Source organism: Aquamicrobium aerolatum DSM 21857 (assembly GCF_900113935.1).
Taxonomy (GTDB): Bacteria; Pseudomonadota; Alphaproteobacteria; order Rhizobiales; family Rhizobiaceae; genus Aerobium; species Aerobium aerolatum.
In genome coordinates this window covers 79,147-91,447 of sequence record NZ_FORF01000007.1, presented here as the reverse complement: position 1 = coordinate 91,447, position 12,301 = coordinate 79,147, and the positions used below count along the sequence as shown (strand labels likewise).

Annotated in this window: 13 protein-coding genes; 6 read left to right on the top strand and 7 right to left on the bottom strand. The window is 61.7% G+C overall.

Features of this window, described 5'->3' with window-relative positions:
• Position 1: 1 nt before the first annotated feature.
• Positions 2-820: a type IIL restriction-modification enzyme MmeI gene (locus BMZ42_RS18430; RefSeq protein WP_342028929.1), complete on the bottom strand. Its 819-nt coding sequence runs from the start codon at positions 818-820 to the stop codon at positions 2-4.
• 207 nt (positions 821-1,027) lie between these two features.
• Between BMZ42_RS18430 and lepA the strand changes: the two genes are divergently transcribed.
• The 3 genes from lepA to BMZ42_RS07470 all read left to right on the top strand — a co-directional run bounded on the left by lepA (position 1,028) and on the right by BMZ42_RS07470 (position 3,672).
• Entirely contained in the window at positions 1,028-2,836 is a 1,809-nt protein-coding gene (gene lepA, locus BMZ42_RS07480; RefSeq protein WP_091520522.1) for a translation elongation factor 4, read from the top strand.
• A 202-nt stretch (positions 2,837-3,038) separates the two neighbouring features.
• Positions 3,039-3,482 carry a D-aminoacyl-tRNA deacylase gene (dtd, locus tag BMZ42_RS07475; protein WP_091520521.1) on the top strand — a complete coding sequence of 148 codons (444 nt, stop codon included), beginning with the start codon at positions 3,039-3,041 and terminating at the stop codon, positions 3,480-3,482.
• Positions 3,483-3,486: 4 nt separating this feature from the next.
• Positions 3,487-3,672: a hypothetical protein gene (locus tag BMZ42_RS07470; protein WP_091520518.1), complete on the top strand. Its 186-nt coding sequence runs from the start codon at positions 3,487-3,489 to the stop codon at positions 3,670-3,672.
• On the opposite strand, the gene olsA is transcribed toward BMZ42_RS07470, so the two are convergent.
• The 5 genes from olsA to irrA all read right to left on the bottom strand — a co-directional run bounded on the left by olsA (position 3,656) and on the right by irrA (position 8,327).
• Positions 3,656-4,447, bottom strand: a complete 792-nt coding sequence (gene olsA / locus BMZ42_RS07465; protein ID WP_091520516.1) for a lyso-ornithine lipid O-acyltransferase — start codon at positions 4,445-4,447, stop codon at positions 3,656-3,658. The genes BMZ42_RS07470 and olsA overlap by 17 nt on opposite strands.
• Entirely contained in the window at positions 4,444-4,932 is a 489-nt protein-coding gene (gene rimI, locus BMZ42_RS07460) for a ribosomal protein S18-alanine N-acetyltransferase (protein WP_091520513.1), read from the bottom strand. The genes olsA and rimI overlap by 4 nt, the downstream gene beginning before the upstream one ends.
• A complete protein-coding gene (gene tsaB / locus BMZ42_RS07455; protein WP_091520511.1) occupies positions 4,929-5,576 on the bottom strand; it encodes a tRNA (adenosine(37)-N6)-threonylcarbamoyltransferase complex dimerization subunit type 1 TsaB in 648 nt (215 codons plus the stop codon). The genes rimI and tsaB overlap by 4 nt, the downstream gene beginning before the upstream one ends.
• 18 nt (positions 5,577-5,594) lie before the next feature.
• The gene (locus BMZ42_RS07450) at positions 5,595-7,769 is read right to left on the bottom strand and encodes a malate synthase G (protein WP_091520725.1); all 2,175 of its coding nucleotides are present in this window, start codon (positions 7,767-7,769) and stop codon (positions 5,595-5,597) included.
• A gap of 129 nt (positions 7,770-7,898) precedes the next feature.
• Entirely contained in the window at positions 7,899-8,327 is a 429-nt protein-coding gene (gene irrA / locus BMZ42_RS07445; protein ID WP_280139862.1) for an iron response transcriptional regulator IrrA, read from the bottom strand.
• 252 nt (positions 8,328-8,579) lie between these two features.
• Here irrA and fabA point away from each other — a divergent pair, with 252 nt between their 5' ends.
• The 3 genes from fabA to fabI are packed head-to-tail and all read left to right on the top strand — an operon-like array spanning position 8,580 to position 11,185.
• The gene (gene fabA / locus BMZ42_RS07440) at positions 8,580-9,095 is read left to right on the top strand and encodes a 3-hydroxyacyl-[acyl-carrier-protein] dehydratase FabA (RefSeq protein WP_091520506.1); all 516 of its coding nucleotides are present in this window, start codon (positions 8,580-8,582) and stop codon (positions 9,093-9,095) included.
• 47 nt (positions 9,096-9,142) lie between these two features.
• Positions 9,143-10,363, top strand: a complete 1,221-nt coding sequence (gene fabB / locus BMZ42_RS07435) for a beta-ketoacyl-ACP synthase I (RefSeq protein ID WP_091520504.1) — start codon at positions 9,143-9,145, stop codon at positions 10,361-10,363.
• Positions 10,364-10,378: 15 nt separating this feature from the next.
• Positions 10,379-11,185 carry an enoyl-ACP reductase FabI gene (gene fabI / locus BMZ42_RS07430; protein WP_091520501.1) on the top strand — a complete coding sequence of 269 codons (807 nt, stop codon included), beginning with the start codon at positions 10,379-10,381 and terminating at the stop codon, positions 11,183-11,185.
• A gap of 56 nt (positions 11,186-11,241) precedes the next feature.
• Here fabI and BMZ42_RS07425 read toward each other — a convergent pair whose 3' ends face one another.
• Complete coding sequence (locus tag BMZ42_RS07425; protein ID WP_091520498.1) at positions 11,242-12,270, bottom strand: class I SAM-dependent methyltransferase; 1,029 nt, start codon at positions 12,268-12,270, stop codon at positions 11,242-11,244.
• Between the last annotated feature and the right edge of the window lie 31 nt (positions 12,271-12,301).

The window sequence follows — 12,301 nt, the reverse complement described above, 5'->3', positions numbered from 1 at the left end:
ATCATGCAGCATCTGCACCAGCGTTGCCGGTGACCGACCGCCACACTCCTCCCAGCAGCGCCGTGAACTTTCCTTTCGGCAGCAGATCCACATCTTCAGCGAACATGCAAAAGATGCAGCGCATCAGAAAAAGCGCCACCTCTTCGGCCGGATATCTCTTTTCAAGCGAACGGCCGACCACCGCTAGGCGCTCGGCGATCGCCGTGGTCACCCGAGCGGTTTGGCGTGCGGGATCCAAACTGTAGGGATCAGTCCAGATCCGCGCAAACATCTCGCGCACTTCCGGCCGACGCAGCGCCTCAATCGGCACGCGAAAGTTCTTGCGGTCCGGAAACTGACTGTAGCCACGCCCGGTGCCGGAAAAATCGGCGAACAGCTCGAACACGCGGCCAACGTCGCAGACGATGATGAACGGCGGCGCCGGATGATCCGGGTCGAGCAGGTGGCCGTAATTTTCAGCCTGCTGGCGCGCATTGCGCATCTGCATGTCCCATTGGCCGGACTCCGACGCATGCGCCAGCGTCTCGTAGCGCTGCGGCATCGCTTTATACCCGCCCGGCAGTCGCGACTGCTTGGCTTCCATGATGAAGCAACCGCGCTTGTAAAGATCTATGCGCAGCGACGACACGGCATCGGTGCAATCGCGCCGCCGCACCGCCCGCTCAAACACATAGTCATTGTATTTACGCTCAAACCCAGCGGGATCTGGACGCGCCACACCGATCTGATCGCACACCTCGGTCGCGAACATCGGGAAATTCGCACGCTCGGCACCACCTTCGCGTGATGTCCAGCGCGTCATAAACGCCTCGATCTCCATGTCTGCCTCCGCCAAACGCGAGGCTGTCGCGAATGGCCGCCCCGCCAAACAGCCATTCGCGCGCCCCATGCCTGCCCCAATCAGACACACTACAACTTAAGATGTATTTTAAGGAAAAAGCAACTTTAAATTGCATATCGCGCCGGCCAGCGCCCTGCGATCATCGCAACGCTTGTTAACCCTTGCTGCCCCTGCTAAAGCGCGGCAATGACAACACCGCTCTCTCACATCCGCAATTTCTCCATCGTCGCCCATATCGACCATGGCAAATCCACCCTCGCCGACCGGCTGATCCAGATGACCGGATCGCTGGAAATGCGCGAGATGAAGGAGCAGGTGCTCGATGCCATGGACATCGAGCGCGAACGCGGCATCACCATCAAGGCCAATACCGTTCGCCTTGAGTACAAGGCGCGCAATGGCGAGGACTATGTCCTCAACCTGATCGACACGCCCGGCCACGTCGACTTCGCCTATGAAGTCTCGCGTTCGCTGGCTGCGTGCGAGGGTTCGCTGCTCGTCGTCGACGCCTCGCAGGGCGTCGAGGCGCAGACGCTCGCCAATGTCTATCAGGCGATCGACAACAATCACGAGATCGTCGTCGTCCTGAACAAGGTAGACCTTCCCGCCGCCGAGCCCGACCGGGTTCGCGAGCAAGTCGAGGAAGTCATCGGCATCGACGCCTCCGAGGCCGTGCTGATCTCGGCCAAGACCGGCATCGGCATCGACGATGTTCTGGAGGCCATCGTCCACCAGCTGCCCGCACCCAAGGAAGGCGACATCAACGCGCCGCTGAAGGCGATGCTGGTCGACTCCTGGTACGACACCTATCTCGGCGTGATCGTGCTGGTGCGGGTCATCGACGGCACGCTGAAGAAGGGCCAGAACATCCGCATGATGGGGACCAACGCCAAGTATGGCGTCGACCGCGTCGGCGTCATCACGCCCAAGATGGTCATGGTCGACCAGCTTGGCCCCGGCGAGATCGGTTTCATCACCGCCTCGATCAAGGAAGTGGCCGACACCCGCGTCGGCGACACCATCACTGACGAAAAGCGTCCGACCGCCGCCGCTCTGCCCGGCTTCAAGCCGGCACAGCCGGTGGTGTTCTGTGGCCTGTTCCCGGTCGACGCGGACGACTTCGAGGATCTGCGCGCTGCCATGGGCAAGCTGCGCCTCAACGACGCCTCGTTCTCGTTCGAGATGGAGACCTCGGCAGCGCTCGGCTTCGGCTTCCGCTGCGGCTTCCTTGGCCTGTTGCATCTGGAGATCATTCAGGAGCGGCTGGAGCGCGAGTTCAACCTCGACCTGATCGCCACCGCGCCGTCTGTGGTCTATCACATGCACATGAATGACGGCTCGATGATCGAGCTCCACAACCCGGCCGACATGCCCGACGTGGTCAAGATCGACCATATCGAAGAGCCGTGGATTCGCGCCACGATCATGACGCCGGACGACTATCTCGGCGCAATCCTCAAGCTGTGCCAGGACCGACGCGGGCTGCAGACCGACCTGTCCTATGTCGGCAAGCGCGCCATGGTGACCTACGATCTGCCGCTCAACGAAGTCGTGTTCGACTTCTACGATCGCCTCAAGTCGATCTCCAAGGGCTACGCCTCGTTCGACTACCAGCTGACCGACTATCGCGAGGGCGACCTCGTCAAGATGTCGATCCTCGTCAACGAAGAGCCGGTCGACGCACTGTCGATGCTGGTTCACCGTTCGGCCGCCGAGAAGCGTGGACGTGTGATGTGCGAGAAGCTCAAGGATCTGATCCCCAAGCACATGTTCAAGATTCCGATCCAGGCAGCAATCGGCGGCAAGGTGATCGCGCGCGAAACCATCTCGGCCCTGCGCAAGGACGTGACGGCCAAGTGTTATGGCGGCGACGTGTCGCGCAAGCGCAAGCTTCTGGAAAAGCAGAAGGAAGGCAAGAAGCGCATGCGCCAGTTCGGCCGCGTCGAAATCCCGCAGACGGCTTTCATCGAAGCGCTGAAGATGGGCGACGAGTAGGTGTGGGCCCGACTTTCTTGAAGATTAAAGACAAAAGGCCGTGCGACGCCCTCGCGCGGCCTTTTGTGTTTTCGACGTAGATCGCAATTGCAGGATGGCACTGCCTGAACTTGCTGGTGACGAGCACGCGGCGTCTTAAGCTCTTTCACAGCAAGCCAAGGTTAGGTTCTCCCGCATTCGTTTGACATAAAGAGGCTTGCACATGCGCGCGCTGTTACAACGGGTTTCCTCGGCATCGGTGACGGTTGACGGGGAAGTGGTGGGGGAGATCGGTGCGGGGTTGCTCGTCCTCGTGTGTGCGATGCAGGGCGACAGCGAAGCGGAGTCCGAGTGGCTGGCGCAGAAGATCGTCAAGCTGCGAATCTTCTCTGACGAGAACGGACGCATGAATCGCTCGCTCGCCGATATTGGTGGATCGGCGCTGGTAGTCAGCCAGTTCACGCTGGCAGCCGAAACCAAGGGCAACCGTCCCGGATTTTCAACGGCAGCCGCGCCCGATGAGGGCAAGCGGCTCTATGAGCATTTTTCAGGCGTCGTTGCGGCGCAGAATGTTCCCGTCGCGAACGGCATCTTCGGTGCTGACATGAAGGTTGCTCTGGTCAATGACGGACCGGTGACGATCTGGCTCGACACGGCAGCGAAGTAGGCGGATGCGCCGAAATTTGCAGGCGATCCTCGTGTTCGGTCTGGTAGCGATGCTGGTCGGTTGCGCTACGGCACCACGCGCGCCGGCATCCCGCCCAGCACCTTTGCCACCAGCGGTCGATGAGCGTCAGATCGTGCCGCTGACGCTGGAGCAGGATCGCGATATCGGGTCGGTCAGCGCGGGTTCCTGAGCGCAGCCGCCATCATCATGCGCACCTGCTGTTCGACATCGCGGGCAAGGTGCTTGCGGCTAAGACCGGGCCCGACGCTGATCGGCGTGCCGAAATGCACCTCGACGTCTACCGCCCCCGTGCGCAGCAGCGACGTGAGGTGAGGCACCAGCGTCTGGTCGCCGATCCAGGCGATGTGCGGGCGCAACCCGCGGCCCATCGGGAGGCCCTGCAGGCGGGTATAGACGATGGCGACCGGCTGAATCACCGGCGGCTCGCCGCCTTCGCCGTTCATGGCTGACGCCGCTGCGGCAAACAATGTCGATTTGAACGGCAGCAGGACGTTGCCATCGCCGGTGCTGCCCTCGGGGAACAGCACCATCGGGTCGCCATCAGAGATGCGACTGGCGATCTCACCGACCTGCGCGCCCGCTTTGCGGCGTGCGCCGCGGTCGACAAACACCGTACGCTGGAGTTTTGCGAGACGACCGAGGAGCGGCCAAGACCCAACTTCCAACTTGGCGATGAAATGCAGATCGGCAAGCGAGCCGAGTACCATGATGTCGGTCCAGGAGATGTGGTTGGACGCAATGAGCAGAGGGCGCTGGGTTGCCATCTGGCCATGGACATGGATGCGGATGCCAAGGACGCGGGTGACGAGGTGATGCCACAAGCGGGGCGCGGTGCCCTCGTCCGCCCACCCCGTGCGCAGCGCCATCATCTGCCACAGCGCCATCGGCGGCGTGGCGATGGCAACGATGGCAAGACCGAGGACAAGCCGCAGCCAGCCGATCATCGCAGATCACGCCGCATGACCAGCGCGTCGGTGCGCCGTGTTGTTCCCGTATGTTCATAATAGGCAGGACGGCGCGCGACCTCACGGAAACCAAGGCGGCGATAGAGCGCGCTGGCCGCAGCATTGGTCTCGTCGACCTCAAGGAAAAGGGCCTCGGCGCGCTGGGCGTGAAGTTCGCGCAGCACCGCCTCCATCAGGTCGCGGCCAAGACCGCGGCGGCGGTGGGCGCGTGCCACGGCGATGGTGAGGATTTCGCCCTCGCCCGCCACCAGCCGGGCAAGGACGAAACCGGCAAGCGCATTGTTGCGTGTACCTACCTGCCGCACGGCAAAACCGAACACCGGATCCTGCTCGAGGAGGCTGGCAAATTCATGTGTCGTCCACGGCCGGACAAAATCTTCGGCGTGGAGTGCCGGAAGGTGGCGAACGTCGTCTTCGCCAAGTGCCTCAACCACAAAATCGACGCCAAGAAAGGGCAGCTTCATGCGCCGGACTTTCGCGGCAGGGCGAAGTCCCCCTGAGGCTTGGCATCGGCATCGCGCAGGTAGAGCGGTTTCGGGCGCTCAGGCACCGCGCCGGGATTGGCAGCCAGTTTGGCCGCCGCCAATTGCGCATAAGCAAGAACGTCGCTTGTGGAGCGGCCTGCGATTACGAGGGTCTGCGCATCGGCATCGGAGACGAGGCGGTCGGCCTCTTCGAGCGAGAGCGCAACGGGCGCGCGCGTCGGCGTACCATCTGCGGCAAACTCGGCGACATAGGCCTGTCCACGGCCCGCCTCGATCCGCACGAGCGTCGGGCGTGGTCCATCAGCATCCCGCGCGCCAAGCGCGAGCGCTTCAAGAGTTGTGATGCCTATTGCAGGCTTGCCAAGTGCAAGGGCGAGCCCTCGAGCGGTGGCCACGCCGACACGCACACCCGTGAACGATCCCGGCCCGACCGAAACGGCAACAGCGTCGAGGTCGTCCATCGCAATGTTCGCGTTGGCGAGCGCCGCGTCGATCACGCCCATCAAATGCTCGGCGTGACCTTTTCCAAGGTCGAGAACCGAGCGGCCAAGTTCGCCGGCCTGCGTGTCAAACACACAGGCCGCGCAAAGACTTGCTGCCGTATCGATGGCGAGAATGCGCAACGGCGCCCCCTGGTCGTGTCAGCCCCGGTCGCGCGCCTTGAGCTCCAGACGGCGCGCATGGAGCACGGGCTCCGTGTAGCCGCTCGGCTGCTCGCGGCCCTTGAACACCAGGTCGCAGGCGGCAAGGAAAGCGATCGAATTGTCGAAGTCAGCCGCCATCGGACGATAGAGCGGATCATCCGCGTTCTGACGATCAACGACAGCTGCCATGCGCTTCATCGTCTCCATCACCTGATCGCTGGTTGCGACCCCATGATGCAGCCAGTTGGCCATGTGCTGCGCCGAGATGCGCAGCGTCGCGCGATCTTCCATCAGGCCGACATCGTTGATGTCCGGCACCTTGGAGCAGCCAACGCCCTGATCGATCCAGCGCACGACATAGCCCAGAATGCCCTGGGCATTGTTGTCGAGTTCGTACTGGATTTCTTCCGGAGTCCAGTTTGGACGCACGGCAACCGGGATCGACAGGATGTCGGTCAGCTTTGCGCGCTCGCGGCTCTTGAGCTCGTTCTGAACAGCCTGCACGTTCACAATGTGATAGTGCGTGGCGTGCAGCGTGGCTGCGGTCGGAGACGGAACCCATGCGGTGTTCGCGCCGGCCTTCGGATGCACGATCTTCTGCTCAAGCATCGCCGCCATCAGGTCAGGCATCGCCCACATGCCCTTGCCGATCTGCGCATGACCGGACAGGCCGCATTCGAGGCCGATATCGACGTTCCACTGTTCGTAGGCGGCAATCCAGGCCGACTGCTTCATGTCGCCCTTGCGGATCATCGGGCCCGCTTCCATCGAGGTATGGATTTCGTCGCCGGTGCGATCAAGGAAGCCGGTATTGATGAACACGACGCGCTCGCTGGCAGCGCGGATCGCTTCCTTGAGATTGACCGTCATGCGACGCTCTTCGTCCATGATGCCCATCTTCATGGTGTTGGGCGTCATGCCGACCAGTTTTTCAACACGGTCGAACAGCTCGACGGCCAAAGCGACTTCTTCCGGGCCATGCATCTTCGGCTTGACGACATACATCGAACCGGCGCGGCTGTTGGCGCGGCGGCCGTTCGGCCCAACGTCATGCAGCGCGATCAGCGCGGTGATGGCGGCATCCATGATGCCTTCTGGAATCTCGCTGCCATCCTGCAGGGTGATCGCGGGGTTGGTCATCAGGTGACCAACGTTGCGCACCAGCATCAGCGAACGACCCGGCAAGGTCAGGCTGGAGCCATCCGGCGCGGTATAGTCGCGATCAGGGTTCAGCTTGCGGGTGAACGTCTTGCCACCCTTCTCGATTTCCTCAGCGAGGTCGCCCTTCATCAGGCCGAGCCAGTTGCGGTAGACATCGACCTTGTCCTCCGCATCGACGGCGGCGATCGAGTCTTCGCAGTCCTGGATGGTGGAGAGTGCCGATTCGAGGATCACATCGGCAATGCCGGCCTTGTCAGTCTTGCCGATCGGGCTGTCCCGATCGATCACGACTTCGGCGTGGAGACCGTTCTTGCGTAGCAGGATCGACGAGGGCGTCGCGGCATCGCCACGGTAGCCGGCGAACTGTGCTGCGTCGGCAAGGCCAGTCGTGGTGCCGTTTTCAAGCGCAACCGACAAGCGACCGTCAGCAACGGCAAGGCTTTTCACGTCGACCCAGCTGGCACCTTCAAGCGGCGCGCTGGTGTCGAGGAAGTTGCGCGCCCAGGCGATGACCTTGTCGCCGCGCACAGGGTTGTAGCCCTTGCCCTTGTCGGCGCCATTTTCTTCCGAAATGGCATCGGTGCCGTAAAGCGCATCGTAGAGCGAGCCCCAGCGCGCATTGGCGGCGTTGAGGGCGTAGCGCGCATTCATCACCGGCACCACCAGCTGCGGTCCGGCCATGGTCGCGATTTCCGGATCGACATTTGCCGTCGACACCTTGAACTCCGGGCCTTCCGGCAGGAGGTAGCCGATCTCGCGCAGGAAGTCCTGATAGACGCCGAAATCGGAAGGCGCACCGTTTTCGCGATGCCAGGCGTCGATCTTGGCCTGCAACTCACCACGCTTGGCGAGCAAAGCCTTGTTCTTCGGAGCGAGTTCATGCGCAATGGCCGAAAAACCCGACCAGAAAGCGTCCGCGACTACACCCGTTCCTGGAAGCGCCTCGGTTTCCACGAACTGCTGAAGCGCCTGTGCGACTTTCAGACCGTGAATTTCGACATACTGCGTCATCTTGATTCCTCCGATGCTGCTGGCAGGCGATTGATTACCCGCCGCTTTCACCATGACGGGCACACGGGGTCAATCGCAGGTTTGCGAGACATAGCTTCAAGTGAAAGCTGGCCTATCAGAACTGGTGGGTCAGTTCGACTTCGGACGCAATCGTACGATAATATCGACGTTTGCGATTTCCATGCCCTCTGGTGGCTCAGGCAGGTTGGTCACCGAAACGGGACCAGACCCGATATCCATCACCCTATTCTCACCTTCGATGAAGAAATGGTGGTGATCTGAGGTATTGGTGTCGAAATAGGTGCGTGCACCCTCGATCGCCAGAATACGCAACAATCCGGCACCGGTGAACTGGTGCAGCGTATTGTAGACGGTGGCGAGCGAAACCGCGACGCCGGCGCTGACGGCTTCTTCATGAAGCTCTTCAGCGGAAAGGTGCCGGTCTCCCTTGGCGAAAAGCAAGCCAGCAAGCGCGACGCGTTGACGCGTGGGCCGCAGTCCAGCCTCGCGCACGCGTTTCTCGGTGCTCTCCCAATGCTCAAAGGGTGCTTCTATCAAGCCGGCACTCGTCCTTTTTCCAAAGATTTTCTGACGCTTGGAGCCAATTTCTTGGTGTGTCCACCATGACAACATATATTCGTTCGGGCTTAATCGATCAATAGCAGCCGATTGACCTGGCAATAGCTGCGGAATACAGCCCTCGACGGTTTCCCGCGCCAAACAGTCTGTGGTAGGGAATTCCCACTAAGGCGGCCAGCGGTCGCAGTCAAACGGCCAGGACCGGCCCCAGGGGACGAAAGAGCGAGGACCATGTTCGAACAAAAGTCGAGCTACGAATACGAAGACCTTCTTGCCTGCTCCAGAGGGGAACTTTTCGGTCCCGGCAACGCCCAGTTGCCTGCTCCGCCAATGTTGATGTTCGACCGCATCACGGAAATCAGTGAAACTGGCGGCGAATTCGACAAGGGCTTTGTCCGCGCAGAACTCGCAATCCATCCCGACCTGTGGTTCTTCCCATGCCACTTCCCCGGCAACCCGATCATGCCAGGCTGCCTTGGCCTCGACGCCATGTGGCAGCTGACCGGCTTTTTCCTTGGCTGGCTCGGCGAGCCCGGCAAGGGCATGGCGCTGTCGACCGGCGAAGTGAAGTTCAAGGGCATGGTGACGCCTTCGGTGAAGAAGGTCGAGTACGGCATCGACTTCAAGCGCGTCATGCGCGGTCGTCTGGTTCTGGGCACGGCCGATGGCTGGCTCAAGGCAGACGGTGAACAGATCTACAAGGCCAGCGACCTGCGCGTGGGCCTTTCCAAGCAGGAAGCTGCCTGAGCTTCGGCCCAGGCATGCATCGCCAAGCCCAGATAAGGGAGCCTCACATGAGACGAGTGGTCGTAACCGGGATCGGTATCGTTTCCGCAATCGGAAATGATGCGAACGAAGTCCAAGCATCCCTGCGGGACGCAAAATCCGGCATTTCATTCTCGAATGACTTTGCCGAGCACGGCTTCCGCAGCCAGGTGTGGGGCATGCCGACGCTGGACCCGACCGATCTGGTCGACCGGCGCGCCATGCGCTTCCTGCACAAGGGCGGGGCGTGGAACCATGTCGCCATGCAGCAGGCGATCGCCTCGTCGGGTCTGGAAGACAGCGACATCAGCAACGAGCGCACCGGCATCATCATGGGCTCCGGCGGCCCGTCCACCAAGACCATCGTGGAAGCTGCCGAGATCACCGCGAAGAACAACAGCCCAAAGCGCATCGGGCCGTTCGCCGTGCCCAAGGCAATGTCGTCGACCGCTTCGGCAACGCTTGCGACCTGGTTCAAGATCCACGGCGTCAACTACTCGATCTCCTCGGCCTGCTCGACTTCGGCGCACTGCATTGGCAACGCCTATGAGCTGATCCAGTGGGGCAAGCAGGACGTGGTGTTCGCTGGCGGCCATGAGGATCTCGACTGGACAATGTCGAACCTGTTCGATGCGATGGGCGCAATGTCCTCCAAATACAACGACACGCCGGCTTCCGCCTCACGCGCCTACGACCTCAACCGCGACGGTTTCGTTATCGCCGGCGGCGCTGGCGTTCTGGTTCTTGAGGAACTCGAGCACGCCAAGGCGCGTGGCGCGACCATCTATGCCGAGATCGTCGGCTATGGTGCGACCTCAGACGGCTTCGACATGGTCGCGCCTTCCGGCGAAGGTGCCATCCGCTGCATGCGCCAGGCGCTGTCCACGGTGACCGGCGACGTTGATTACATCAACACCCATGGCACCTCGACCCCGGTCGGCGATTCCAAGGAAATGGGCGCGATCCGTGAAGTGTTCGGCGACAAGCTGCCGGCTATCACCTCGACCAAGTCCCTCACCGGCCACTCGCTGGGCGCGGCTGGCGTACAGGAGTCGATCTACTCGATCCTGATGATGCAGGGCGGGTTCATCGGCGAAAGCGCGCATATCGAGAATTTCGACCCTGAATTCGAAGGCATGCCGGTCGTGCGCGAGCGCATCGACAACGCCAAGATCGACACGGTCCTGTCGAACTCGTTCGGGTTTGGCGGCACCAACGCGACGCTGGTGTTCCAGCGCTACCAGGGCTGATCGGGGGCACTACAGATGGACGGATTGATGAAGGGCAAACGCGGCCTGATCATGGGCGTTGCCAACGACCACTCGATCGCCTGGGCAATCGCGCAGGAACTGGCAAAGCACGGCGCGGAACTGGCATTCACCTATCAGGGTGATGCGTTTGGCCGCCGCGTGAAGCCGCTGGCCGAAAAGATTGGCACCAAGCTGGTGCTGCCCTGCGATGTCGAAGACAGCGCCTCGGTTGCCTCGGTGTTCGATACGTTGAAGGCCGAGTGGGGATCGCTGGACTTCATCGTCCACGCGATCGGCTTCTCCGACAAGAACGAGCTGAAGGGTCTTTATGCCGACACCACGCGCGACAATTTCGTGCGCACGATGGTGATCTCCTGCTACTCGTTCACCGAAGTTGCCCGCCATGCGGCCGGCATGATGAACGACGGCGGCTCGATGCTGACGCTGACCTATGCGGGTTCGGTGCGGGTGATGCCGAACTACAACGTCATGGGCGTTGCCAAGGCCGGACTGGAAGCCAGCGTGCGCTATCTTGCCAACGACTATGGCCCACGCGGCATCCGCGTCAACGGCCTGTCGGCTGGCCCGGTGCGCACCCTTGCAGGCGCAGGAATCGCCGATGCGCGGCTGATGTACACCTACCAGCAGCGCAATTCGCCGCTGCGTCGCGCCATCGGCCCGGATGAAGTTGGCCGCTCCGCGCTCTACCTGCTGTCAGACCTGTCGTCGGCGGTGACCGGTGAAATCCACTATGTCGATTCGGGCTATCACGTCGTTTCGATGCCGACGCTGGAAGAGTTGAAGCGCACAGATCAGGACTGATCGAGCAATAATTAAAGAGCCGGGAAATCAATGTGATCTCCCGGCTTTTTTTGTTTTCAGCGTACCGCCCAGAGGACCTTGAAGCGCTCGTCTCTGACGGTCTCGCCCGAACGGGCGAAGCCAGCCTGCAGCAGCGGCTCATATTGCAGCGACCGGTTGGCCACCATGAACAGCTTGCCGCCCGGCTTGAGGGCCGCAGACGCCGCGCGGATCATGCCTTCGCCGATGGATGGCTCCGCTGCCCTGCCCTGATGGAATGGCGGGTTCATGATGATCGCATCGAAGCGACGCTCCACCGGCTCCTTGAGCAAATCGTACCAATGCACACGGCAGTCGATATTCGCTGCCAGATTGCTCATATTGGCCTTGGCCGCGATGCAGGCGGTAAAGCTCGCCTCGAACAGGTCGATGGCCGCGATCTCCGACGACAGCCCCGCAAGCGAAACTGACAGATATCCCCATCCGGCGCCGAAATCGGCAACACGGCCCTTCAGGCTGGATGGCAGGTTCGCGACGAGAAGCGTCGACCCCGCATCCGCGTGCTCCTGCGAGAACACGCCCGGCACCGTGAGATAACCGCCGTCGAGAATGAGCGGCGGGTTGGCGCTTTCGAGTGCCTCGATTGCGTGGGCTGGCGCGTCGCCATCCGTTTTCGTCAACCAGAAAACGACACCATGGTTCTTGGAAGCGTGATCATCGACGGGATAAAGGGACGCCATGCGCTTGCGCAGGCTTGCGGCACCATCGGTCTTGCCGCCTGCCACGACGATGCGCGCCCCGATGCGGGCGCGTTTCAGCGCCTCGGCGATCCAGAGTTCATTCTGGCCGCGATGACGCCCGGCAAGCACCAGAACCAACCCATAGCCCTCGCCGTCCGGCTGAGGGCGGACTGTGTGCGGCGTGGCTTCCAGTGCGCGGAACGTCGGCCGGAAATCCTGCTGCAGAGTGATTGTGGAAGGAAACCCCTCCGGAAGCCGAAAGTCCGGCTGGGCGTTGATGAACAAGACGTGTTCATTCAGGCCGGGGCTGTCGAGCAATCCGGCCTCAAAGGGATGAAAAAGCGTCTTCAGCGATCCATCGTTCATCGTCGATACTATCCTTGCAAAGGAAACGGGC